Raw genomic sequence first — 23,314 nt, forward strand, 5'->3', positions numbered from 1 at the left:
TCCCAGTTCCGGCCGGGCGGCGGAGAAGCCACGTTTCGCCGCTCCCCGGCCGGATAGTTTCGAGGCGGTCACAGGCGTAGGCCGGAACATAACGCTCCGGCACCTTCTCGCAAGCCCACGGGGGAGCTCATGGCGATTCAGCAGCGGGCGGAGCGGACGAGACAGGAGATCCTGTCGTCGGCCGCGCGGGTGTTCGACAGGGTGGGGTACGAACGGGCGTCCCTCGCCCGGATCGCCGGCGAGGCCCGGCTGACCACAGGCGCCCTGGTCTTCCATTTCGCGACCAAGGCGGATCTGGCGACCGCGGTGCGCGGGCGGGCCCGCGCGGTCACCCGGATCACGGTCGAGTCGGCCTGCTTATCCATGGAGGGAGTGGGCGGCACCGCGATCGACAAGCTGGTGATCACCACCCACGCCCTCATCCGGCTCTTCGAGACCGATCCCGTGGCGCGGGCCGGGGAGCGCCTCGCCCGCGAGCTGCAGGCGGCCGACCCGGGCCCCGGGCAGGAATGCCCCTGGCGGCGCGAGGTGGGCCGGCTCGCGCGGTACGCGGCGGCGGAGAAGGCCCTGCGGCCGGGCGTGGACGCGACGGCGGTCGCGGCGCTGATCGGCTACGTGATCACCGGGGTCGAGCTGGAGATGCGCCGTCCGAGCGCCCCGGCCGACGAGTTCTGGCCCGCGGAGAGCGGCGCCCTGCACGATCCGGCCGAGGAGCGGCTCCGCCGCATCTGGGAGCTCATCCTGCCGGGGCTCGTCGACCCAACCTGTCCGACGGTCCGGGTGCCGCCGCGGGCACCCTCGCAGGACAGGTCAGCGACCCCCTCCTGACTCCAGCAGTCGACGGGCGAAGACCGTCAGCGAACGTCCGATGCGCTCGGTCGGCAGGCCGAGCTGGTGCCGCTGGAACTGGAAGAGTTCGGGCGACAGCGGACTGAGCGCGATGTCGATCAGCGGGTCCGGGTCCTCGACCCCGTGGTCGACCAGCAGGGTGCGCACGTGGACGCGCCAGAAGCCGTACGCGCCCGTCCGGAAGCGCGCGGGCCCGGTCTCCGCCCCCAGTGCCAGCGGCAGATGCCGTTCGAGCAGATCGAGCATCGCCAGGTAGAACGCCGCGAGCCGCTCCCCGGCGGGTGCGCCGGGTCCGAGCGGCGGCGGCCCGTAGATGAGCTGCCCCTGCAGCCGGCGCTCGTGCTCGTCGAGCAGCGCCACGGCGACCGAGGACGGATCGGGGAAGCTGCGGTACAACGTGGCGCGGCCGACGCCCGCCGCCTTGGCGATCCGGTCCATGGTGACCGATCGCGGGTCCTGTTCGGCGAAGAGCTGCTCGGCCGCCGCCAGGATCTGGGCGCGGTTGCGCTCCGCGTCCGCGCGCCGGCGCGGGGCGACCGGCTGCTCGTCCGCCGCCTGGAGGTCACCGAGGAGCCCGCCGACCCGGTGCACGGAGGACGCTCCACGACCTCGCTGCTCTTCCTCGCTCATGGACCAGACCTTACTTCCCCTGGGACTAAGTGGACACCTTGTCCGTTTGCCATGTTGCATGGCATGCTAAACGGACTCAGTGTCCACTTATCCGCTCGCCATCCCGCCCCAGGGAGATCCAGATGCACACCGCGCTCCTCGCCGCGGCCCTGCTGGTCGGCTGCCTCCTGGCCGTCCAGGCCTCGGTGAACCTCCAGCTCAACTCGGCCGTCGGCACCCCGTACGGCGCTTCGACCATCCAGCTCGGCGTCGCGACCACGCTGCTCGTCGTGCTCGCGGTGGCGGCCGGCGCGCTCGGCGCGCTCGGCAAGCTGCCCGACGTGGAGTGGTGGCAGCTGCTCGGCGGACTCGCCAGCCCCCTCTACATCACCAGCGGCATCCTGCTGTTCCCACGGCTCGGCGCCCTCGCCGCCGTCGGACTCTTCGTCACCGGCCAGATGTTCGCCTCGCTCGCCCTCGACCTCTTCGGCCTCCTCGGCCTGAAGCAGAAGGACCTGAGCGTCGGCATCGTCCTCGGCGCCCTCGCCGTCCTCGCGGGCATCGTCGTGATCATCCGGGGCATGAAGGCCGCGGCCCCTCCCGGCGCCCCCAAGATGTCGAGCGCCGGCCGCGTCGGCTGGCTCGTCCTCGGCATCGTCGCCGGCGGCGTCCTGCCGATCCAGGGCGCGGTCAACGCCCAGCTGCGCGCCCAGCTGAAGGAGCCCATCACCGTCGCCGTGATCAGCTTCGCCGTGGCGACCTTCACCATCGCCGTCGTCCTGCTCGTGCTCTACGCGACCCGGAAGACCCCGAAGCCCAAGATCGCCCCGCTGAAGAAGATGCCCTGGTGGGGCTGGCTCGGTGGCGCCTGCGCCGCCGCGTACGTCACCGGCACCTTCCTGCTCATCCCCACCATCGGCGCGGCCGTGACCATCGCCCTCACCGTGACGGGACAGCAGCTGACCTCCGCCCTGATCGACCACAAGGGCCTGTTCAAGCTCCCGCAGCGCTCCCTGACCAAGCCGCGCGCCCTGGGCCTCGCCCTGCTGATCGCCGGCTCCCTGACCATCCAGCTCGTCTGACCGAGGCCGGCGCCCCCGGGCACCCGCCCGGGGCCCCCGGCCCGCTCGGTGCGCCATGAAAGGTGAATCGTGAGAACGTCCTACACCGCCGGGCCGGACATCCACGTCCTCCCCTCGGCCCTGCCCATCCCCGGCCTCGGCGACCAGCCGGTGAACGCCTTCCTCGTACGGTCCGGACAGCCGCTCCTCGTGGACACCGGCATGCCCGTCGACCGGGAGGGCTTCCTGGACTCCCTCTGGTCGCTGATCGACCCGGCCGACCTGCGCTGGGTGGTCGTCACCCACGACGACCGCGACCACACCGGCGCGCTCGGCCGGATCCTGGAGGCCGCGCCGCACGCGAAGGTGCTGGCCAACGCGATATCACTGACGCGAATATCGGAGGAGTTCAGCATTCCGCAGGAACGGGTAGTCACTGCGAACCCGGGAAGTCGCGTGAAAGTCGGAGACCGTGAGCTGAGCTTTCACCGGCCGCCCACCTTCGATTCACCCGGAACCCTCGCCGTGTTCGACCACTCCGATGGAACGCTCTACAGCTCCGACAGCTTCGGCACCGTCGTCGAAGAAATTCGCCAGGACTTCACCGACCTTTCCGAGGAAGAATTCTTCCACGGCTTCGAAGTGCTGAACCGTGCAATAGCCCCGTGGACCGCGCTGGTCGACGAGGCGAAGTTCCTGCGGCCGGTGCGCGAGCTGGCCGCCCTGCGTCCCGCGCGGCTGCTCAGTGCCCACGGGCCGACCGTCGAGGAGAGCGCCGTGCCCCGGCTCTTCGAGGCGATGGCCCGCATCCCGTCCCTGCCCGCCTGGCTGCCGGACGCCGACCTCGACCTCGAGGCGGCGCTCGACGCCCACGAGTCCAGCGCCGGCTGAGCACCGCTCCGCCCGCGCACCTGAACAGAGGAGAACCATGTCCGACCCGACCACCGCCGATCTGACCCCGCCGCGCGGAGTCGTCACCGTCTTCTCCGACATCTGGTGTTCCTTCGCGCACATCGCCATCCACCGGCTGCACGCCACCCGGGCCCGCCTCGGCCTGGAGGAGCAGGTCTCCTTCGACCTGCGCGCCTTCCCGCTGGAGCTGCTGAACGACGCCCCGAGCCCGCGCCCCGGCACGGACAGCGAGGTCGCCCGGATGGCCAGCCTGGAGCCGGCCGCCGGCTGGCAGCTGTGGCAGGCCAAGGACTGGCTGTACCCCTCGACGACGCTGCCCGCCCTGGAGGCGGTGCTCGCCGCGAAGGAGCAGAGCCTGAACGCCTCGGAGCAGCTCGACCTCGGGCTCCGCCGGGCCTTCTGGGCCGAGTCGCGCTGCATCAGCCACCGCAAGGTGATCCTGGACGTGGCCGCGGAGACGGGTGCCGTCGACGTCGACGCCCTCACCGAGGCGCTGGACGACGGGCGGGCCCGCCGGGCCCTCGCCGACCAGGCCGCCCTGTCCAAGAGCGACCGCGTGAACTGCAGCCCCCACCTGTTCCTCCCCGACGGCTCCGACCACGCCAACCCCGGCATCGACGTGGGCTGGGAGGGCGCGTACGGCATCGGCTGGCCGGTGATCGCCTCGGACGACCCGAAGGTGTACGAGGACATCCTGCTGCGGGCCGCCACGGAGTAGTCGGAGAAAGCCGCCGCCGGCGGCCGAAAAAGAGAACGACGGCCAGGCATTCCCTTTCACGGAATGCCTGGCCGTCGTTCCTTTTTTCCTCCGGCAGAACATCGCGGTGATTATTAATTGCGTGACCCGTCCGTTATTCGCAAGGCCGCTCGAAGCTCCTACAGTCATTCACGCCGCCGGAATTCCGGACGGGTTTCGTATCGACAGCAGGAGTTCTCATGTCGTTGACCGACAAGGCAGACGTCAGCACCTTCGTCGACCTCACCCAGCACGAGATCGAGGCCCTGAAGACCCGCTTCAACCTGGCCGACGCCCACACGCACCAGCGCCAGTCCGCCTCCCAGGAGCGGATCGTCTCGCGGCTCCCCGAGCTCTGGCACGAGTCGGAGACGAAGCAGCAGGCGCACTTCGAGCGCCAGTTCGTCGACGCCTTCTTCCGCCTGCACCAGCAGCCCACCGCCCGGGCGATGGACCGCACGCTCCTCTCGTACTCCGCCAGCGTCTCCACCATGGTCGCCGGCATGTTCCTCAAGCAGCGCGGGATGTCGGTGCAGCTGGTGGAGCCCTGCTTCGACAACCTGGTCGACCTGCTGCGCAACATGCAGGTGCCGCTCGGGCCGGTCGACGAGTCGGTGCTGCACGACAAGGACGCCATCTACGAGCGCCTGGTCGAGTCGATCGACGCCGACGCCATCTACCTGGTCGACCCCAACAACCCCACGGGCTTCACCCTGCTCGCCGAGAAGCTGGAGGGCTTCCGCGAGGTCGTCCGCTACTGCGTGGACCACGACAAGGTCCTGGTGATGGACTTCTGCTTCGCCTCCTTCGCGCTGTGCGACGAGGGCATCGGCCGCGTCGACATCTACAAGCTCCTGGAGGAGTCCGGCGTCACCTACATGGTCATGGAGGACACCGGCAAGACCTGGCCGATCCAGGACGCCAAGTGCGCCATGATCACCGCCAGCCGGGACATCCAGGAGGAGGTCTACAACCTCCACACCAGCGTCCTGCTGAACGTCTCGCCGTTCGTCCTCAACATGGTCACGCAGTACATCGAGGACTCCATCGAGGACGGCTTCGCCTCGGTCCGCGACATCATCAAGACCAACGGCGACGCCGCCCGCGCCGCCCTCGACGGCACCATCCTGGAGTTCCAGGAGCCGGTCGTCGGCACCAGCGTCGCCTGGTTCCGCATCAAGCCGGAGCACCTGACCGCCACCCAGCTGCAGGCCGTCCTCTTCGACGAGGAGGTGTACGTCCTGCCGGGCACCTTCTTCTACTGGAACACCAAGGAGAAGGGCGAGCGCTTCATCCGCCTGGCCCTGGCCCGCGAGCCCGAGGTGTTCGCCGGCGCGATGGAGCGGATGCGGAAGGTGCTCGAGCGCTATGCGGCCTGACACCACCCCCGAGGCGACCGACCACGCCCCCGCGGTGTTCATCGACGCCACCCTCTTCATGGGCATGCACAGCGAGGACGCCGCCGTCCGCGCCGGCGCCAAGGCCTTCTTCGTCGGCCGGCTGGCCGCCGGGGACGCCGGCCGGGTCCTGATGAACTGGGAGCAGGTCGGCCGCTGCGACGACCTGGTGTGGGGCTACGAGCGGAAGGTCCAGGACGAGTACTACCCGTTCATGGACGTCCTCCACACCGACCTGGCCATCGACCGCGTCCCGTACGACGAGGACGACCTGCGGCGGGCCTTCACCACCCCCGCGCTCGAGGGCCTGCCCACGCACGAGCGCCTGCTCCTCGCGCAGGTCATCGGCCGGGGCGGCACGCTGCACACGGCGAGCCCCCGGCTGACCGGACGGACCGACCTGCCCGTCGTGCCGGTCGGCGCCGCCGAGGAGGCCTCGTTCCCCACGTACCTGGAGGACCTCTACCGGCGCTCGCTGGTGCTGACGGTCGACTCCGACACCCTCTGAAGATCTCGAAGGGCACCGCACTCATGCCTGACACCTACTCCGGGACCGTCGTCCCGTTGATCACCCCCCTCGACGAGCACGGCACCGTCGACGAGCAGAGCGTCGTCCGGCTCCTGGACCACATCCGGGCCGAGGTCACGGGCCTCATGCCGGCCCTGACCTCCGGCGAGGGCTGGAAGCTCGACGCCCGGCAGTGGCAGGACGTCGTCACGTACACCGTCAAGCACGCCGACGGCCTCCCCGTGCTCGCCGGGATCCAGCTCCCCGACACCGCCTCGGTGATCGACCGGGCCCGCACCGCCGCCGAGATCGGCGCCGACGCCGTCGTCGTCACCACGCCGTTCGGCGCCGACGTGACGCAGGACCAGATCGTCGAGCACTACCGGGCGATCCGCGCGGCCCTCGACATACCGATCTTCCTCTACAACGAGGAGGCGCTGTCGGGCAACCGGATCGAGTTCGAGACCCTGATCACGATCTGCAAGGAGATCCCCGGGATCGTCGGCATCAAGGAGTCCAGCGGCGACGCCGCCTTCACCCGCAGGATGACCGAGGCCGGCACCGGCATCCCGGTCTTCGAGGGCTGGGAGAACCTCCTCGTCGACGCCCGCGGCATCCAGGGTTTCATCGGCCCGCTGGCCAACCTCGAACCCGGACTGTGCAACGCCATGCTGGTCGACCCGACCCCGGACCGCCAGGCGGAGATCAACACCGTCTGCGAGAAGTACGGCGTCTTCCGCGACGACTGGTACCGGTGGGTGAAGAAGGAGCTGCACGCCCGCGGCGTGATCTCCTCCCCCACCACGCACGAGGAGGCGAAGGCGGCATGAGCACCACCCCCGCCTCCCCCACCGCCGAATCCCCCGTGCCCGTGGCCGCGCACTCGATCGCGGCCCCGGCCGCGACCTCCCAGCGCGAACTCCACTCCCTCTACCGGCGGGTGCCCAACCTCGGCGACTACGGCTCGATGACCGCGATCGAGGAGCGGTGGATCCTGCCGAAGGCGCGGGCCTACGAGGCCTCCGCCCCCCGCTTCGGCTCGGCCGGCGAACTGCTCCAGGCGCTCAAGGAGTTCCTCGCCGAGGAGGAGGCCGCGCTCCCGGAGAGCGCGACCTTCCTCGCCGAGCACGCGACGCTCGACCAGTTCAAGGTGATCGTGCGGCAGTTCGCGCTCGACGGGCTCACCGAGTCCGAGTCGCTGCTCCCGGTCGTCCCCCGGCTGCCGTACCGCTCGGCGATGGCGGTCTTCCGCGTCCTCATCGACGAACTCGGCTGCGGCAACGAGGAGAAGGCGCACTCCCAGCTCTACCGGGACCTGCTCACCGAGCTGGGGATGAGCCTGGAGCTCGACGACTACCTCGACGAGACGACCCCGGAGTGCTACGCGTACGTCAACATGTTCCACTGGCTGGCGAGCCGGGCGTCGTCCCCCCAGTACTTCCTGGGGGCGTACGCCTACTTCGAGACCAGCGTCCTGTACGCCTTCCAGAGCTTCGCCCGGGCGGCGAAGCGGCTCGGGATCGTCCACGACGCCTACTACACCGAGCACCTGTACATCGACTCGTACCACAGCAATCACATGCGTACGGCGATCCGCGCGCTCGACGAGCCGGACTTCGCGAAGATCTGGGCGGGGGCGCGGCTGGCCTCCGACATCGTCGGCGAGGCCCAGGAAGCGGCGATCGCGCTGGCGCGGGAGACCGTCGCATGACGGCCGTGCCCGCCGGGCGGCAGGGCTCCGGCGAGCCCACCGTCCGCCAGGTGACCGAGGACCTGGTCCTGGTCGAGGTCGGCGGCCGCAAGGTCCTCGCGGCCGCCGTCTGCCCCCACCGCGGGGGCCGGCTCAAGTACGGCAGGGTCGACGGGGACAGGCTGCGGATCACCTGCCCCCTGCACCACACGACCTTCGACCTGACCAGCGGCGAGCGCACCTCGGGGGCGGCCTGCGCCGCCCTCCGGGTGGTCGACGTGCTGCCCGGCCAGGGCCGTCCCGAGGATCCCGCCGGGGGCGCCTCATGACCACCACACCGACCGGGGCGGCGTCCACCGCGGCGCCGCCCCGTGCGGCGGTCGACCACGACGGCATCGCCCCGGTGCCCGAGGCGGAGCGCACCTCGACGCCGGGCGACTTCGGCTGGATCTGGCCCTCCGCGCAGTTCTCGTTCGGCACGGTGGTGCTCGGCGCGCTGCCCGTGGTCTTCGGTCTCGGCTGGTGGGCCTCGGCGAGCGCGATCGCGGCGGGCGTCGCCGTCGGGACGGCTCTGCTCGCGCCGCTCGCCCGGTTCGGCGTCCGCACCGGCACCAACGATCCGGTGTCGAGCGGAGCGCACTTCGGGGTGCGGGGCAGGGTCGTCGGCAACGTCATCACGGTGGTGACGGCGCTCGGCTTCTTCGCGATCGCGGTGTGGACGGGCGGCACGGCCGTCATGGTCGCGGGCCACCGGCTGTTCTCCACGCCGACGGGTCCGGGCGCGCTGACCGTCGCGATGTTCGTGACGGCGGCGGCGGTCGCGCTGGTCGCCGTGCGCGGGCACGAGACGCTGGTCCGGACGTACCGGATCACGGCGGTCACCGGCGGGGCGGTCCTGCTCGGCACCGCCCTCGTGCTCGCGCCGAAGTTCGACGCGGGGTACGCCGGCGGGCCCCTGGCGCTCGACAGCACCCTGCACACCTGGCTGCTCGCGGCGACCGCGTCCGCGACCGTGCCCCTGTCGTACGCCACGTTCCAGGGCGACTACACCCGCTACATGCCGGCCACCACCCCCACCGGCCGGGTGGTGCGGGCGAGCGGCGTCTCGATGTTCCTCAGCAGCCTCGCGGCCCTGCTCACCGGCGCGTACGTGACGACGCTCTTCCCCGTGCCCGACGAGCCGTGGCTGCAGGGCCTGACGGACGCCGTGCCGGGCTGGTTCGCGGTGGCCGTGGTGGTCTTCGGCTTCGCGGGCACCCTGCCGCAGGCCGGGCTGTGCCTGTACGCGGCCGGGCTCTCCGCCAACTCGGTGTTCTGGCGCTCCTCGCGGGCCGCCGTGACCACGGTGGTCGCGCTGCTCGCGGCGGCCGTGCTGTACCTCGGGGCGGTGGTGTACGACGCGATGGACGCCATGTCGGCGTTCGTGACGCTGCTCCTCACGGTCGTGGCCCCGTGGGCGGCCGTGCTCTCCGTCGGGTACGTGCTCCACCGGGGCCGGTACGACGCGGAGGCGCTGCGGACGTTCACCACGGGCGGCGGCGGACGGTACTGGTACGCGGGCGGGGTCAACCCGCGGGCCGCCACGGCCTTCGCGGCCGGCGCCTTCGTCGGGGTCCTCTGGGTCAACAACCCGCTGTACACCGGCCCCTTGACCGGCCTCACGGGCGGGGTGGACCTGAGCCTGCCCGCCTCCTTCCTGGTCGCCGCCGTGCTGTACGGGGTGGTGTGCCGGGTGTGGCCGGAGCCGCTGCTGCCGCCGTCACGAGGTGCGAGGTGATGCCATGACCACGCTCACGGACCGGCTGGTCGTCCGGTCGGTCGTCCGGGAGGCCGAGGGGGTCCGCGGGCTGCTGCTCGCCGATCCGACGGGCGCCGACCTGGCGCCCTGGGAGCCCGGTGCGCACCTGGAGGTGACGCTGCCGTCCGGCACGATCCGGCACTACTCGCTCTGCGGCGACCCGGCGGACCGGAGCACGTACCGGCTCGGGGTGCTGCGCGAAGCAGCGGGCCGGGGCGGCTCCGAGGAGATCCACACCGCCGTCGACGAGGGCACGGTCCTCGGGATCCGGGGCCCGTTCAACCGCTTCCCGCTGGTGCCCGCCGAGCGGTACCTGTTCGTCGCGGGCGGCATCGGCATCACCCCCCTGCTGCCGATGATCCGCTCCCTGCCGCCGGGCTCGTGGTCCCTGCTGTACGGCGGCCGGAGCCTGGGGTCCATGGCGTACCGCGAGGAGCTCGCCGGGCTCCCGGGCGTCACGCTCGTCCCGCAGGACACGGCGGGGCTGCCCGACCTGGACGCCGTCCTGGCCGGGCTGCCGGCGGACACGGCCGTGTACTGCTGCGGACCCGAGGGGCTGCTGCGGGCGGTGGAGGAGCGGTGGGCGGGGCCGCTGCACACGGAGCGGTTCGGTGCGGCGCCGGTGGAGGGGCCCTCCGGCGAGGGCGGGTTCGAGGTCGAGCTGCGGCGGACCGGGCGGATCCTGCGCGTGGAGGCCGGGCGGACCCTGCTCGACACCGTGCGCGAGGTGGTGCCGGGTGTGGCGTACTCCTGTGAGGAGGGCTGGTGCGGCACCTGTGAGACGAAGGTGCTGGCCGGGACTCCCGAGCACCACGACTCCGTCCTCGGCGAGGACGAGAAGGCCTCGGGCACGACGATGATGATCTGCGTGGGGCGCTCGCGCGGCGGCCGTCTCGTGCTCGACCTCTGAGGACCGGGGCCCGTACCGGCGCGTTCGCCGGTACGGGCTTCCGCTCGTCGGGGTCAGAAGACGACCAGGGCCCGGCCGCCCTTGCCCGCGAGCATGTTCTCGAAGGCGCCCGGGATGCCCTCCAGGGTGATCCGCTCGGTGACGAGGGCGCCGAGGTCGAACCGGCCCGCCCGGATGTGCTCGGCGAGCACCGGCAGGTCGTCGGCCGGGTTCGAGTTGCCGTAGACGCAGCCGGCCAGGGTGCGGCCCCAGTGGAAGATCTCCAGGGCGTGGAAGGTGACCTGCTGGTCCTTGCCGCCGATGCCGACGACCGTGGTGCGGCCGCCGCGCCGGGTGGACTCCCAGGCGGTGCGGATGGTGACGGCCCGGCCGACGCACTCGACGGCCACGTCGACGCCCTGGCCGCCGGTCAGCTTCCGGATGTCCTTGGCGGTGGTCTCGGAGGCGACGACGTACTCGGTGGCTCCGGCGGCCCGCGCGAGCGCCTCCTTCTCCGGGGAGACGTCCACGGCGACGACGGTCGAAGCGCCCGCGATCCGGGCGGCCTGGAGCGTGGCGAGACCCACCCCGCCGACGCCGAAGACGGCGACGGTCTCGCCCTCCCCGACCCTGGCGGAGTGGTGGACGGCGCCCCAGCCGGTGAGGACGGCGCAGCCGAGGAGGGCGGCGTCGGTGAGCGGCACCCCTTCCGGGGCGGGCAGGACGCAGTTCGCGGCGACGACCGTCTCCTCGGCGAAGGCGGCGACGTTGAGTCCGGGGTGGAGGTCCCTGCCGTCCTCCGTGCGGGCGTGGATGTTCGCCGCGCCGGTCAGGGCGTTCGCGCAGAGCCAGACCTCGCCCAGCGAGCAGGGGTGGCAGCTGCCGCAGGACGGCGCCCAGTTGAGGACGACGCCGTCGCCGGGGGCGACGTGGGTGACTCCCTCGCCGACGGAGACGACGGTGCCCGCGCCCTCGTGGCCGAGGACGGCCGGGACGGGCACGCGCATGGTGCCGTTCGAGAGGGAGAGGTCGGAGTGGCAGACCCCGGCGGCGGCGAGCCGGACCCGGACCCGGCCGGGGCCGGGCTCGGGGAGTTCGATGCCGGTGATCTCCAGCGGAGAGCCGACGGCGGGCAGGACGGCGGCGCGGATCACGCGTCTCTCCTCGATGCCTAGAACTGCAGGGACTTGGTCTGGAGGTACTCGGCGAGGCCGTGCGCGCCGAGCTCCCGGCCGACGCCGGACTGCTTGTAGCCGCCGAAGGGGGCCAGCGGGTTGAAGCGGCCGCCGTTGATGTCGACCTGGCCGGTGTCCATGCGGCGGGCGAAGGCGACGGCCGCCCCGGGCTCGCCCCAGACGGCTCCGGCGAGCCCGTAGACGGTGCCGTTGGCGAGGGCGAGGGCCTCTTCCTCGTCCTCGTACCGGAGGAGCGAGACGACGGGGCCGAAGATCTCCTCCTGCGCGATGGTCATGTCGGGGGTGACGTCGGCGAAGACGGTCGGGGAGACGTAGTAGCCGGTCTCGCGCGGGGCCTCGGGGCCGCCGGCGACGAGCCGGGCGCCCTCCTCGATGCCCTTCTCGATGTAGCCGCGGACCCGCTGCTGCTGCTTGGCGTTGACGAGGGGGCCGACGCGCTCGCCGGGGACGTACTTGGCGACGGCCTCCGCGGCGAGCGCCACCGCCTCCTCGTACCGGTCGGCCGGGATCAGCATCCGGGTCCAGGCGCTGCACGTCTGGCCGGAGTTGGACATGACGTTGGCGATGCCGACGGCGACGGCCTTGGGGAGGTCGGCGCTCGGCAGGATCACGTTCGCGGACTTGCCGCCGAGTTCGAGCGCGACCCGCTTGACGGCGCCGCCCGCGAGGGCGCCGATGCGGCGGCCGACGGCGGTGGAGCCGGTGAAGGAGACGAGGTCCACGTCGGGGTGCTCGGCGAGCGCCTGTCCGGCGACCGGGCCGAGGCCGGTGACCAGGTTGAAGACGCCGGCGGGCAGTCCGGCCTCGTGGACGGCCTCCGCGAAGAGCTGCGCGGTGAGCGGGGTGTCCTCGGCGGGCTTGAGGACGGTGGTGCAGCCGGCGGCGAGGGCCGGGGCGACCTTGGCGACGATCTGGTGGAGCGGGTAGTTCCAGGGGGTGATGGCGGCGACGACGCCGACCGGCTCGGCGTAGACGGTGGAGTTGCCGACCTTCTCCTCGAAGGGGTGGGTGGCGGCGAGTTCGGCGTAGCTGCCGGCGACGGCGATCGGCAGTCCGGCGTGGACGGCGGCGGCGAGCTGCGGCGGGGCCCCGAGTTCGGCGGTGACGGTCGCGGCGATCTCCTCCGCGCGGGCGGCGAGCACGTCACGGAGGGCGGCGATCCGGGCTCCGCGCTCGGCGGGCGGGGTGGCCGCCCAGCCGGGGAGCGCGGCGCGGGCGGCGCGCACGGCGGCGTCGACGTCCTCGGCGGTGCCCGCCGGGACGTGGCCGATGACCTGCTCGTCGGCCGGGTTCAGCACCGGGATGGTGTCGGTGGAGGAGGCGGGGCGCCACTCCCCGCCGATGTACATCGCGTCGTGGGCCTTCATCCGCTGTCTCCTCAGGTCGCCCGTGCGTGGTCCGTGCCCGGTCCGTGCGTGGTCCCGACCCAAACTAGCGCTGTTAGTTTTCCGGCGCCAGGGTCCGCCGGAGTGCCCCGGGTCTCACCGGGCGGCACGCTCCGAAGCCGGCGGGCGGCACGCCCCGCACCCGCTCCGCGGCGGGTACCGGCCCCCTCGGCGGCGTACGGGGGCGCCGCTCGATCGTGCCGTCCCGGGCCGCGCCCTGTCCACGGCGGTCCCGGACAGCCGTACGGCGCCGGAACTGGCGGAATCCTCCTTGCCGGCGGGCGCGTCGGGCCCGAGGCGTACGAGGCGTCCGAGGCGGACGACGGGCGGACGGCGGGCGGCGCGCCCCTCCGGGCACGACACGCGCCCCGGTCGACGGAGCGGCTGGATTCCGTCGGCCGGGGCGTGGGCCCGTGTGCGGGTCCGGCAGGTCCGGGGCGTGGGGCCGGGCGCCGGGGTCAGATCTTCTGGGCGATCTCGGTGAGGTGGGCGAAGACGACGATGTTCGCCTCGTAGCCCTTGCCCCGGTCGAAGGTCCCGCCGCAGGTGAGCAGCCGCAGTTCGGGCCGCCCGGTGTCTCCGTACACCTCCTTGTCGGGGAAGGCGTTCTTGGCGTACGTCCGGACGCGGTCGATCGTGAAGACGGCGACCTTGCCGTCGGCGCGGGCGACCCGCACGGTGTTGCCCGCGCTGAGCGAGTCGAGGTTGAGGAAGACCGCGGGCCCGGTGCGGGTGTCGCGGTGGCCGACGACGACGGCGGTTCCGCGCTCGCCGGGAGCGGGTCCCTTGGCATACCAGCCGGCGACGCGGGGGTTGTCGACGGGCGGCGTGCCGAGCCTCCCCTCGGCGTCGAGGCCGAGCTTGATCACGGGGGCCTCGAGGGTGATGGCCGGGACGGCGACGGTGACGGGGCGCGAGCGGGCCATCGGCGCGGGCGGGGGCGCGGACGAAGGAGTGGGACGCGGCTTGGGCCTGGCCCCGGGCGTGGCTCCGGGCAGCGCCCGGGGCGTCCGCTCGTGGTCCAGGGCCGCGGGTGCTCCGGCCGCCGTCCCGGCCCGGCCGTGGGCGGCCGGGGCCGCGGCGAGCGGCGGGTCGGCCGGTTCCCCGTCACCGGCCCACCAGACTCCCCCCGTCACCAGGACCACGGTCATCACCGCGGTCCTGGCGAGCCGGAGCAGGCGCCGTTGCCTGCGGGTGAAGCGGGACCTACGCGGCGCCATGGGCGCGGCGGCGCGAGCGGCGGATCAGGACGAGCCCGGCCGTACCGGCGAGGCCGGCGGCGACGGCCGCCCCGACGCCGAAGGCGGAGGAGTCCTCGGCGGCGAGCTGCGCGCTGCCGCCGCCGCCGGCACCGACCGGGCCGTGCGGGGGCCTGCCGTGGCCGTGACCGCCGCCGTTGCCGTTGCCGCCGTTGTTGTTGCCGCCGTTGTTGTTGGGGCCGTCGGGGCAGTGCACCCGGAAGACCTTCGACTTCGGGGCGCCGTTCATGTTCGCCCACGTCCACTCGACCTTGTACATGCCGCTCGGCACGCCGCTGACGGGCCCGGTGAACCCGTAGCCGGTCGCGTCGAGGGTGATGCTGCCGTTCCCGAACGAGGGGTCGCCCGGCCGGCTCGGCTGCGCGACGATGTTCCACTGGACGGTCGGCACGCCGACGAAGTTGAAGGCGGAGAACTTGAAGGTGCACCCGACCTGCGGCTCGTTGGCCTGGCTGTTGTCAGGGGTGTTCTCCCGATGGACCTTGACGTCGCCGTTGTCACCGGGCGCCGCGAAGGCCGCCGATGCGCCCCCGAGGGTGACGGTGCTGAGCGCCAGGGTGGCGAGCGCCGCCCGGAGCAGGGCGCGGGTGGGGGGTGTCGTCATGGTGGAGGTCCTCCAGTCGTGAACTCATCGGACGCTTACTGCGATAATCCGACTATCTGTCACAAACCGGGCACGGAGGGTGGCGACTCGACGCGCCGCCCTCCGACTTCCACCCGTCCGGCTCACCACCGTCCACGGGCGACGGGGCCCGGCCGGGTCAGACGATCCCGAAGAGGATCCCCGCCGCCAGCACGACCAGCGAGGTCAGCGCGGCCCACTTCACCGTGAACCTGGTGTGGTCGCCGAACTCCACCTTCGCCATGCCGACCAGCACGTACACGGCGGGAACCAGCGGGCTCGACATGTGCAGGGCCTGGCCGACCAGCGAGGCGCGGGCGATCTCCAGGGAGGACACGCCGTGGGCCGCGCCCGCCTCGGCGAGGACGGGCAGCACGCCGAAGTAGAAGCCGTCGTTCGACATGAAGTACGTGAGCGGGAGGCTCAGCACGCCGGTGACCAGGGCCATGTGCGGGCCCATGCCCGCGGGGATGGCGCCGACGAGCCAGTCGGCCATGTGCTTGACCATGCCCGTGCCGGTGAGGACGCCCGTGAAGACGGCGGCGGCGAAGACCATGCCCGCGACGTTGAGGACGTTGTCCGCGTGGGCGGCGATCCGCTCCTTCTGCTCGGCCATCTTCGGGAAGTTGACGGTGAGCGCGAGGGCGGCGCCGAGGAGGAACAGCACCGGGATCGGCAGCAGTTCGAGGATCATCGCGGCGAGCAGCGCCACCGTCAGGGCGGCGTTGAACCAGTACAGCCGGGGGCGGAGCGTCGTCCGGTGCGGGTCGAGCCCCTGGAAGCCGTCGCCCTCGCCGGCGTCCGCGCCGACCGCCACGCCGGGGGCGTCACCGGTGGAGCCCGCGGCCTTCCTGCCGCCGCCCTCGCCCTCGCCCCTGCCGCCGCCCGCCGTGACCAGCACCGCGTCGGCCTCCGTGACCAGCGCCTCGTCGAGGGCCAGGTAGCCGATGCGCTTGCGCTCGCGGCGCCCGAGCACGTACGCCAGCACGAAGACGAAGAGCAGGCCCACGCCGAGCGCGGGGATCATCGGCACGAAGATGTCGGCGGCGTCCAGCTTGAGCGCGGTCGCGGCGCGCGCGGTGGGGCCGCCCCACGGCAGGGTGTTCATGACGCCGTTGGCGGTGGCGGCGACACCCGTCATGACCACCAGGCTCATCTTGAGCCGCTTGTAGAGCGGGTACATCGCCGAGACGGTGATCATGAAGGTGGTGGAGCCGTCGCCGTCCAGCGAGACGATCGCGGCGAGCACCGCCGTGCCCACGACGACCCGCACGGGGTCCGCCTTGCAGAAGCGCAGGATGCCCCGGACGATCGGGTCGAAGAGACCGACGTCGATCATGACGCCGAAGTAGACGATCGCGAACATCAGCATCGCGGCGGTCGGCGCCAGCTTGCCGACCCCTTCGATGACGTAGTCGCCGAGCTGGGCCCCCTGCCCGACCGCGACGCAGAACAGCGCGGGAACCAGGACGAGCGCCGCGATCGGCGACATCTTCTTGAGCATGATCAGGACCAGGAAGGTCGCGATCATGGCGAAACCGAGGACGGTCAGCATGGAGGACACCTCACGTTCACCCTTGAACTGCCGCCGAGCGGCGGTCCGGATGACCGTAGGTGCCCCCCTCCGTCGCCAGCAAGACGTTGACGCGTGAGCAATACGAGCAAAACCCCAGGTCAGAGAAGTGGGGCTACGGCAGGGGCGACACCTGCACGGGGAAGCCGTTCAGGACGGCGGTCCCGGACAGGGGGTCGATCCGGGACCCGTCGAGCAACTGGTTGACGTTGACGCCGGGGCGGGTGGAGGCGACGGCGAGCCGGGTGCCCGGCCGGTCGTGGCCCCAGCCGTGCGGGAGGCTGACGACGCCCGGCCGCACGCCGTCGGTGACCTCCACCGGCACCTCCACCTCGCCGCCCTCCCCCTTCACCCGGGCGACCCCGCCGTCGGTCAGCCGCAGCCGCTCCGCGTCCCGGGGGTGCACCTGGAGGGTGCAGCGGTTCGAACCCCCGCCCAGGGCCGGGGTGTTGTGCAGCCAGCTGTTGTTCGAGCGCAGGTGCCTGCGTCCGACGAGCTGGAGGGTCCCCGGCTCCGGTACGGCGTCGAGGGCGGCCCGCAGCCGGGGCAGGTCGGCGGCGAGGGGCTCCGGGAACAGTTCGATCCGCCCGCTGCGGGTCTTGAGGAGCCCGGGCAGGCGCGGCTTCAGCGGGCCGAGGTCGATGCCGTGCGGGTGCGCCTTCAGCTCGTCGAGGGTGAGGCCGTACGGTCCGAGCCGCAGCATCAGGTCGAGCCGCCGCTCGGCTCCGTCGGCGCCGGAGAGCCGGGCGGCGAACTCCTCGGGATCCGCGCCGTACGCCGGCGAGTGCTCCTGCGTCACCGCCTTGGCGAGGGTCGTGTCGACGGCCAGGTCGTCGACGGCGGACGGCGGCGCCCCGTGCATCCCCGAGACGGCGAGGATCAGCCGGGCGTGGATCTCGCACTCGTCCATGCGGTCCGCTTCGAGGGGGAGGGCCGCCGGTGTGTAGCGGGCCTGGTCGCGGACGGCGAAGGAGTTGAAGGCGAAGTCGAAGTGGGCGCTCCGGGAGGGCGGCGGCGGGGGCAGCAGGACGTCGGCGTGGCGGGTGGTCTCGTTGAGGTACGGGTCGACGGCGACCATCAGGTCGAGGGAGCCGAGGGCCGCGTCGAGGCGGTCCCCGTCGGGCGCGGACAGGACGGGGTTGGCGGCGACCGTGATCACCGCGCGGATGCGTCCCTCCCCCGGCGTCTCGATCTCCTCGGCGAGGGCGACGAGCGGCAGCTCGCCCTTGACCTCGGGGTGGTGCGAGACCCTGCTGTGCCGGCGGCCGAGGGCGAAACCCCTGCCGGGTCCCGCGGGGCGCGGGGCGGGCGCGGTGGCGGAGAGCGGGAAGAGCGCGCCGCCGGGCCGGTCGAGGTTGCCGGTGAGGACGTTGAGGACGTCGACGAGCCAGTTGGCGAGGCTGCCGTACTCCACGGTGGAGCTGCCCATCCGCCCGTAGACGGCGGCGGTGGGCGCGGCGGCGAGCTCCCGGGCCAGGGCGCGGACGGTGTCCGCGTCCACGTCGCAGGCGGCGGCGACCGCCTCGGGGCTGAACTCCCGCACCGCGGCCCGTACCTCCTCGACGCCCTCCACGTGGGCGGCGAGCGGGCCGAGGTCGGTGAGCTCCTCGTCGAAGAGGGTGTGGACGAGGGCGGCGAGGAGCAGCGCGTCGGCACCGGGGCGGATCGCGACGTGCCGGTCGGCGAGGCGGGCGGTGCGGGTGCGCCGGGGGTCGACGACGGTGAGGGTGCCGCCGCGCCGGCGCAGTGCCTTGAGCCTGCCGGGGAAGTCGGGGGCGGTGCACAGACTGCCGTTGGAGTCCAGCGGGTTGGCTCCGAGGACCAGCAGGTGGTCGGTGCGGTCCAGGTCCGGGACGGGGACGGCGAACGGGTCTCCGAAGAGCAGGCCGCTGGAGACGTGCTTGGGCATCTGGTCGAGCGTGGAGGCCGTGAAGAGGTTCCGGGTGCGCAACGCCCCGATCAGCAGGGGCGGGTAGAGGGCGCCGGCGATCGTGTGCGCGTTGGGGTTGCCCAGGACGATGCCCACGGAGTCCGGCCCGTGCTCCTCGACGATCGGCCGGATCCGGGCGGCGATCGTGTCGAACGCCTCGGCCCAGGTGGCCTCCTGGAGCCTGCCGTCCTTGCGGACCAGGGGGGTGCGGAGCCGGTCGGGGTCGGCGTCGATCTCGGGGAAGGAGGCGCCCTTGGGGCAGATGAACCCCCGGCTGAAGACGTCGTCGCGGTCGCCGCGCGCCCCGGTGACGCGGCTCCCGTCGAGCGTCAGGGTGAGTCCGCAGGTCGCTTCGCAGAGGGGGCAGATGCGCAGGGCGGTGGGCATGGCGTCTCCCTGGGTGCGTCGGGTGACGCCGAGCCTACCGACCGGTAGGCACGGGCGGGAGGGGTCTGCGGAAGGTCAGGAGAGCGAGGGCACCAGATACGCGTGGAGCAGGCACCGCGTCTCGGCGACGAGCGCGGGGTCCCCGGCGGGGTCCACGCGGAAGGCCAGCCGCACCAGGGCGTCGGCGGTCTCGACGCCGACGAGCACCTTCCGGTGCAGCTCCTCGTCGGCGGCGCGTCCCAGATGGGCGGCGAGGAGGGCGCAGATCCGTTCGGCGACGAGCCGGTTGGGGTCCTCGACGGCGGCCTCGGCCGGGTCGCCGGCCGAACCGTCCGCCGGGCCGCCCGCCCCGCCCTTCCCCGAACCGTCCGCCGGGCCGCCCGCTCCGTCCTTCCCCGGGCCGTCCGCCGAAGCGCCCGTTCCGTCCTCCGCTCCGTCCTCCGCCGGACCGCCCGCCCGGCCCTCCGTCGCGGCTTCCCCGGGAGCGGCGGCGGGCACGCCGAAGTCGACGAGCGCGAACCCCGGGACGGTCCGCTTCATCTCGATGAACTCGTCGAGGACGCCGTCGATGGCGCCGTGCGCGTCGAGGATCGGCGCCCCGGCGAGCCGCTCCGAGACCCGCTCGGCGTACCGGTCGAGGTTCCGGTGGGCGAGGGCGGCGACCATCGCCCGCTTGTTGCCGAAGAAGCGGTAGACGGATCCGATGGGGACGCCGGCCCGGGCGGCGACGGCGCGGGTGCTCAACTGCTCGTACCCCGTCTCGTCGAGGAGTACGGCGCAGGCGTCGAGGATCCGGGCCAGCCGCTCGGCGCTGCGCTGCTGCACGGGGGCGCGTCGGAGCGCCGGCTGGGTTCGGGGGCGGGGCTGGGGCACGGGGTCCATGATGCCGCTCCGGTCCGGATCGGGCGATCAGCGGGCCGATGGCGCCGAGATCACCGGGACGGGGCGGGGCCCGTCGGACGGGCCGGCGTCCCGCGCGACGCGATGCCGGAGCGCGAGGGTCCCGCCCGGCCTCCGGAGGGCGCAGAACCGGATGGCCCATTGACGCGGGGCGCACGGAATCCTACGGTCGTACATAGGATTCCCTCGCGGGCTCAGGACAGGAGCGGTCGATGACCACGGAGCAGGCCAGGAAGACGGCCGAGGCGCTCACCTACAGCACCGGTTTCGGCAACGAGCACAGCTCGGAGGCGGTCCCCGGCGCACTGCCGGACGGCCGCAACTCGCCGCAGCGCGCCCCCCTCGGGCTCTACGCCGAGCAGCTCAGCGGAAGCGCCTTCACCGAGCCGCGGTCCCACAACCGCCGCTCCTGGCTCTACCGGATCCGCCCCTCGGCCGCGCACCCGCCGTTCACCCGGATCGACAACGGCACCCTCGCCGGCGCCCCCTTCACCGAGACCGTGCCCGACCCGAACCGGCTGCGCTGGAACCCGCTGCCCGAGCCGGCGCCCGGCACCGACTGGCTGGCCGGCCTGTGGACCCTCGGCGGCAACGGCGACGCGGCCCAGCGCACCGGCATGGCCGTGCACCTCTACCACGCCAACGCCTCCATGGAGCGGGTCTTCGGCGACGCCGACGGCGAGCTGCTGATCGTCCCGGAGCGCGGCGGCCTCCTCCTCCGCACCGAGCTGGGCCTGCTCGCCGCCCACCCGGGCGAGGTGGCGCTGATCCCGCGCGGCGTCCGCTTCCGCGTCGAGCTGCTCGAAGAGACCGCCCGCGGTTACGTCTGCGAGAACTACGGCGCCCCGTTCCAGCTCCCGGACCTCGGTCCGATCGGCGCGAACGGCCTCGCCAACGCCCGTGACTTCCGCGCCCCGGTCGCCGCCCACGAGGACGTCGAGGGCCCGGTCGAGGTCGTGAACAAGTACTGCGGCAACCTCTGGTCGGCGACCTACGGCCACTCGCCGCTGGACGTCGTCGCCTGGCACGGCAACCACACCCCGTACGTCTACGACCTGCGCCGCTTCAACGTCATCGGGACGATCTCCTACGACCACCCCGACCCGTCGATCTTCACGGTCCTCACCTCCCCCTCCGACACCCCGGGGCTCGCGGGCGTCGACTTCGTGGTCTTCGCCCCGCGCTGGCTCGTCGGCGAGGACACCTTCCGGCCGCCGTACTTCCACCGGAACGTGATGAGCGAGTACATGGGCCTCATCGAGGGCGCGTACGACGCCAAGACCGCCGGCGAAGGGGGTTTCGTGCCCGGCGGAGGCTCGCTGCACAACATGATGTCCGCGCACGGCCCCGACCGGGAGACCTTCGACAGGGCCAGCGCGGCCGAGCTGAAGCCGCAGAAGATCGACGACGGCCTCGCCTTCATGTTCGAGACCCGCTGGCCGGTGACCACGACCCCGCAGGCGTCGGGCGCCGACCACCTGCAGAAGGGGTACGACGACGTATGGCAGGGTCTTGAGCGCCACTTCCGGCCGTAGTGTCCCGGCCGTAAGCCCGTAGCCTTCGTACGGAGAACCCGTGACCGCCTTCGCTCCCGACTCGCTGGTCCTGAACCGCAAGCTGCCGCTCTGGTACCAGGTCTCGCAGTCGCTGCGCGCCTCGATACTGGGCCGCACGTCCGACGCCCCGCTGCGACTGCCCACCGAGGAGCAGCTCGCGGCCCACTACGGCGTGAGCGTGCTGACCATGCGCCAGGCCCTCAAGGAACTGGAGGAGGAGGGCCTGATCAGCAGGCACCGGCGGCGCGGCACCTTCATCGAGCCGGGCGCCCGGCGGTCCACCCCGCGTCGGCTGCTCGGCTCGATCGACGCGATCGTGGCCCAGCAGTCGGGCGAGCGGACGACGGTCCTCGGGCACGGCCCCCAGCCGGTGCCCGGGGACCTCGCGGAGTACTTCCCGGACGTGCCGGAGGTCGTGGCGTACCGGCGGCTGCGCAGCGACGGGGAGAGCGGCGAGCCGACCAACTGGGCGGAGAACGCGGTGCGGCCCGAGCTCGCCGAGGCGATCGACCCGGCCGACCTGGAGCGCTGGCCGATGACGAAGGTGCTGCGGGACGTGGTCGGGGTGCGGATCAGCCGCATCACGGACACGGTCGAGGCCCGTCTCGCGGACCCGGAGACGGCGGCCCTGCTCCAGGTCCCGCTGCTCTCCCCGATCCTCCACTACACGGGCGTGACCTACGACGAGGACGGCCGGGTCGTCGACGTGGCCCGCATCCGCTACCGCGGCGACCGCTTCTCCTTCACGGTCACGGTGGAAGCGCACTGACGGCGGAACGCACCGGCGGTGGAGCGCACCCCCGGCGAAGGGCGCCGACGGTGGAGCGCACCGACCGCCGTCGTTAGCATGCGGGGCGTGACGGAAGACGTACGTCCCGACCAGTCGCCCCTCCTCGACGAGCTGATGCCGTGGTCCGTGGCACCGCTGCGGTTCGGCCGGTCATGGATCGTCGCCCCCGACGCCCGCACCCTGCGGGCCCGGTGGGACCGGCTCGTCTCCGCCGGGGGCGCCGAGCGGGAGGCGCTGTTCCGGCCGAGCCGGGCGAGGACCCCCGCGAGCGCGGTGGGCGCGCTGCCGGGGCAGCGGACCGGCACCACGCGCTTCGCGCGCGAGGCGGGACCGTGTCCGGAACCGGTGCGGGTGGCGCACGGGCCGTTCGACGAGCAGTGGCTGCTGCCGGACCACCGGCTGATCGACACCGCCCGCCCGGAGCTGTGGCGGGTCGCCGGGGAGCCGCAGCTCTTCGTCGTCGAGCAGGGGTACGTGCCGGGGGCGGCCGGTCCCGCGCTCCTGGTGACGGCGGCGCTGCCGGAGGGCCGCTCCCCGGCGGGGCGTCCGGGCCGCATCCGGCCGCTGTTCCGGCGCCCCGGGGGCCGGGAGCCCAATCTCGCGCCCGGTCTCCTGGACTTCCTCGGCGAGCGGTACGGGCGCGAGGTCGACGCCCGTGAGTGGCTGGCGTGGACGGTGGCGGCGGCGCTCCCCTCCCCCGCCGGGTGCCGCGTCCCGCTGCCCGGGGACTCCGAGGCGTGGGCGGCGGGCGTGGCCCTCGGCCGGGAGCTCGCCGACGTGCAGCTGCGCGGCGCCCTGACCGGGACGAGGCCCCGGCTGCCGGGGGGACGGCGGCCCTATGTGCGGGCGGCGGTCCCGGCGCGGCCGACGACGATGACGTACGACTCCGAGGACGAGGCGCTGGTCCTCGACGGGGGCCGGATCTCGCCCGTGCCGGCGGAGGCCTGGGAGTACCGGGTCGGCGGGGTGCGGGTCCTGGAGCGGTGGTTCGCGCAGCGGACAGCCCCGGCGGAGCCGGGCTCCCTGGAGGCGATCGGGCCGGCCGCCTGGCCGCAGGGGTGGACCTCGGAGCTGCTCGACCTGGTCACGGTGCTCGCGCTGCTCGGGGCCCGGGAGCCGGAGCGGGCGGCGCTGACGGCCGGGGGCCTCGGCCGGGCGGACCTCGTCGCCGCCGGGGTCCTTCCCGCACCGTCCTGGTCCCGCCGTCCCGCCTCCGTGCTCGACCATCGGGAGGAGGGCCCGGAGGGGCAGTTCATGCTGCTCTGAG

Annotated in this window: 22 protein-coding genes; 14 read left to right on the forward strand and 8 right to left on the reverse strand. The window is 73.1% G+C overall.

The window, feature by feature from the left end:
• Positions 1–129 precede the first annotated feature (129 nt).
• Positions 130–828 carry a TetR family transcriptional regulator gene (locus IE180_RS29965; protein ID WP_190160093.1) on the forward strand — a complete coding sequence of 233 codons (699 nt, stop codon included), beginning with the start codon at positions 130–132 and terminating at the stop codon, positions 826–828.
• Here the strand turns inward: IE180_RS29965 and IE180_RS29970 are convergent.
• Complete coding sequence (locus IE180_RS29970) at positions 811–1,479, reverse strand: TetR/AcrR family transcriptional regulator (RefSeq protein ID WP_190160094.1); 669 nt, start codon at positions 1,477–1,479, stop codon at positions 811–813. The genes IE180_RS29965 and IE180_RS29970 overlap by 18 nt on opposite strands.
• 122 nt (positions 1,480–1,601) lie before the next feature.
• Here IE180_RS29970 and IE180_RS29975 point away from each other — a divergent pair, with 122 nt between their 5' ends.
• From IE180_RS29975 to IE180_RS30020, 10 genes are all read left to right on the forward strand, one after another.
• On the forward strand, positions 1,602–2,540 hold the full coding sequence (locus IE180_RS29975; RefSeq protein WP_190160095.1) for a DMT family transporter: 939 nt from the start codon (positions 1,602–1,604) through the stop codon (positions 2,538–2,540).
• A 69-nt stretch (positions 2,541–2,609) separates the two neighbouring features.
• Positions 2,610–3,410: an MBL fold metallo-hydrolase gene (locus IE180_RS29980; protein WP_190160096.1), complete on the forward strand. Its 801-nt coding sequence runs from the start codon at positions 2,610–2,612 to the stop codon at positions 3,408–3,410.
• 37 nt (positions 3,411–3,447) lie between these two features.
• Complete coding sequence (locus tag IE180_RS29985) at positions 3,448–4,149, forward strand: DsbA family oxidoreductase (protein WP_190160097.1); 702 nt, start codon at positions 3,448–3,450, stop codon at positions 4,147–4,149.
• Between the two features lie 218 nt (positions 4,150–4,367).
• Entirely contained in the window at positions 4,368–5,546 is a 1,179-nt protein-coding gene (locus tag IE180_RS29990; protein ID WP_190160098.1) for a pyridoxal phosphate-dependent aminotransferase, read from the forward strand.
• On the forward strand, positions 5,536–6,072 hold the full coding sequence (locus tag IE180_RS29995) for a DUF6190 family protein (RefSeq protein WP_190160099.1): 537 nt from the start codon (positions 5,536–5,538) through the stop codon (positions 6,070–6,072). Before IE180_RS29990 ends, IE180_RS29995 begins: the two co-directional genes overlap by 11 nt.
• Positions 6,073–6,095: 23 nt before the next feature.
• Positions 6,096–6,902 carry a dihydrodipicolinate synthase family protein gene (locus tag IE180_RS30000; RefSeq protein ID WP_190160100.1) on the forward strand — a complete coding sequence of 269 codons (807 nt, stop codon included), beginning with the start codon at positions 6,096–6,098 and terminating at the stop codon, positions 6,900–6,902.
• A complete protein-coding gene (locus IE180_RS30005) occupies positions 6,899–7,783 on the forward strand; it encodes an iron-containing redox enzyme family protein (protein WP_190160101.1) in 885 nt (294 codons plus the stop codon). The genes IE180_RS30000 and IE180_RS30005 overlap by 4 nt, the downstream gene beginning before the upstream one ends.
• On the forward strand, positions 7,780–8,091 hold the full coding sequence (locus tag IE180_RS30010; protein ID WP_190160102.1) for a Rieske (2Fe-2S) protein: 312 nt from the start codon (positions 7,780–7,782) through the stop codon (positions 8,089–8,091). Before IE180_RS30005 ends, IE180_RS30010 begins: the two co-directional genes overlap by 4 nt.
• The gene (locus tag IE180_RS30015) at positions 8,088–9,539 is read left to right on the forward strand and encodes a purine-cytosine permease family protein (protein WP_190160103.1); all 1,452 of its coding nucleotides are present in this window, start codon (positions 8,088–8,090) and stop codon (positions 9,537–9,539) included. Before IE180_RS30010 ends, IE180_RS30015 begins: the two co-directional genes overlap by 4 nt.
• A 4-nt stretch (positions 9,540–9,543) precedes the next feature.
• A complete protein-coding gene (locus IE180_RS30020; protein ID WP_190160104.1) occupies positions 9,544–10,470 on the forward strand; it encodes a PDR/VanB family oxidoreductase in 927 nt (308 codons plus the stop codon).
• Between the two features lie 53 nt (positions 10,471–10,523).
• On the opposite strand, the gene IE180_RS30025 is transcribed toward IE180_RS30020, so the two are convergent.
• From IE180_RS30025 to IE180_RS30055, 7 genes are all read right to left on the reverse strand, one after another.
• Positions 10,524–11,603, reverse strand: a complete 1,080-nt coding sequence (locus IE180_RS30025; protein WP_190160105.1) for a Zn-dependent alcohol dehydrogenase — start codon at positions 11,601–11,603, stop codon at positions 10,524–10,526.
• A 17-nt stretch (positions 11,604–11,620) separates the two neighbouring features.
• Complete coding sequence (locus IE180_RS30030; RefSeq protein WP_190160106.1) at positions 11,621–13,012, reverse strand: aldehyde dehydrogenase family protein; 1,392 nt, start codon at positions 13,010–13,012, stop codon at positions 11,621–11,623.
• Between the two features lie 476 nt (positions 13,013–13,488).
• The gene (locus tag IE180_RS30035; RefSeq protein ID WP_190160107.1) at positions 13,489–14,250 is read right to left on the reverse strand and encodes a class F sortase; all 762 of its coding nucleotides are present in this window, start codon (positions 14,248–14,250) and stop codon (positions 13,489–13,491) included.
• Positions 14,237–14,893: a hypothetical protein gene (locus IE180_RS30040; RefSeq protein WP_190160108.1), complete on the reverse strand. Its 657-nt coding sequence runs from the start codon at positions 14,891–14,893 to the stop codon at positions 14,237–14,239. The genes IE180_RS30035 and IE180_RS30040 overlap by 14 nt, the downstream gene beginning before the upstream one ends.
• A gap of 157 nt (positions 14,894–15,050) precedes the next feature.
• Positions 15,051–16,466, reverse strand: coding sequence for a CitMHS family transporter (locus tag IE180_RS30045; RefSeq protein ID WP_190160109.1), 1,416 nt, complete (start codon positions 16,464–16,466; stop codon positions 15,051–15,053).
• Positions 16,467–16,599: 133 nt separating this feature from the next.
• Positions 16,600–18,801: a molybdopterin-dependent oxidoreductase gene (locus IE180_RS30050; protein ID WP_190160110.1), complete on the reverse strand. Its 2,202-nt coding sequence runs from the start codon at positions 18,799–18,801 to the stop codon at positions 16,600–16,602.
• A 75-nt stretch (positions 18,802–18,876) separates the two neighbouring features.
• Complete coding sequence (locus tag IE180_RS30055; RefSeq protein WP_190160111.1) at positions 18,877–19,683, reverse strand: TetR/AcrR family transcriptional regulator; 807 nt, start codon at positions 19,681–19,683, stop codon at positions 18,877–18,879.
• A gap of 230 nt (positions 19,684–19,913) precedes the next feature.
• On the opposite strand from IE180_RS30055, the gene hmgA reads away from it, so the two are divergent.
• From hmgA to IE180_RS30070, 3 genes are all read left to right on the forward strand, one after another.
• Positions 19,914–21,236: a homogentisate 1,2-dioxygenase gene (gene hmgA, locus IE180_RS30060; RefSeq protein ID WP_190160112.1), complete on the forward strand. Its 1,323-nt coding sequence runs from the start codon at positions 19,914–19,916 to the stop codon at positions 21,234–21,236.
• A 40-nt stretch (positions 21,237–21,276) separates the two neighbouring features.
• Positions 21,277–22,026: a GntR family transcriptional regulator gene (locus IE180_RS30065; RefSeq protein WP_190160113.1), complete on the forward strand. Its 750-nt coding sequence runs from the start codon at positions 21,277–21,279 to the stop codon at positions 22,024–22,026.
• A gap of 78 nt (positions 22,027–22,104) precedes the next feature.
• Positions 22,105–23,313 carry a type ISP restriction/modification enzyme gene (locus IE180_RS30070; protein WP_190160114.1) on the forward strand — a complete coding sequence of 403 codons (1,209 nt, stop codon included), beginning with the start codon at positions 22,105–22,107 and terminating at the stop codon, positions 23,311–23,313.
• Position 23,314: the final 1 nt, after the last annotated feature.

Origin of the sequence: Streptomyces litmocidini (assembly GCF_014649755.1) — a bacterium.
In the GTDB taxonomy this organism is placed as follows: Bacteria; Actinomycetota; Actinomycetes; order Streptomycetales; family Streptomycetaceae; genus Streptomyces; species Streptomyces litmocidini.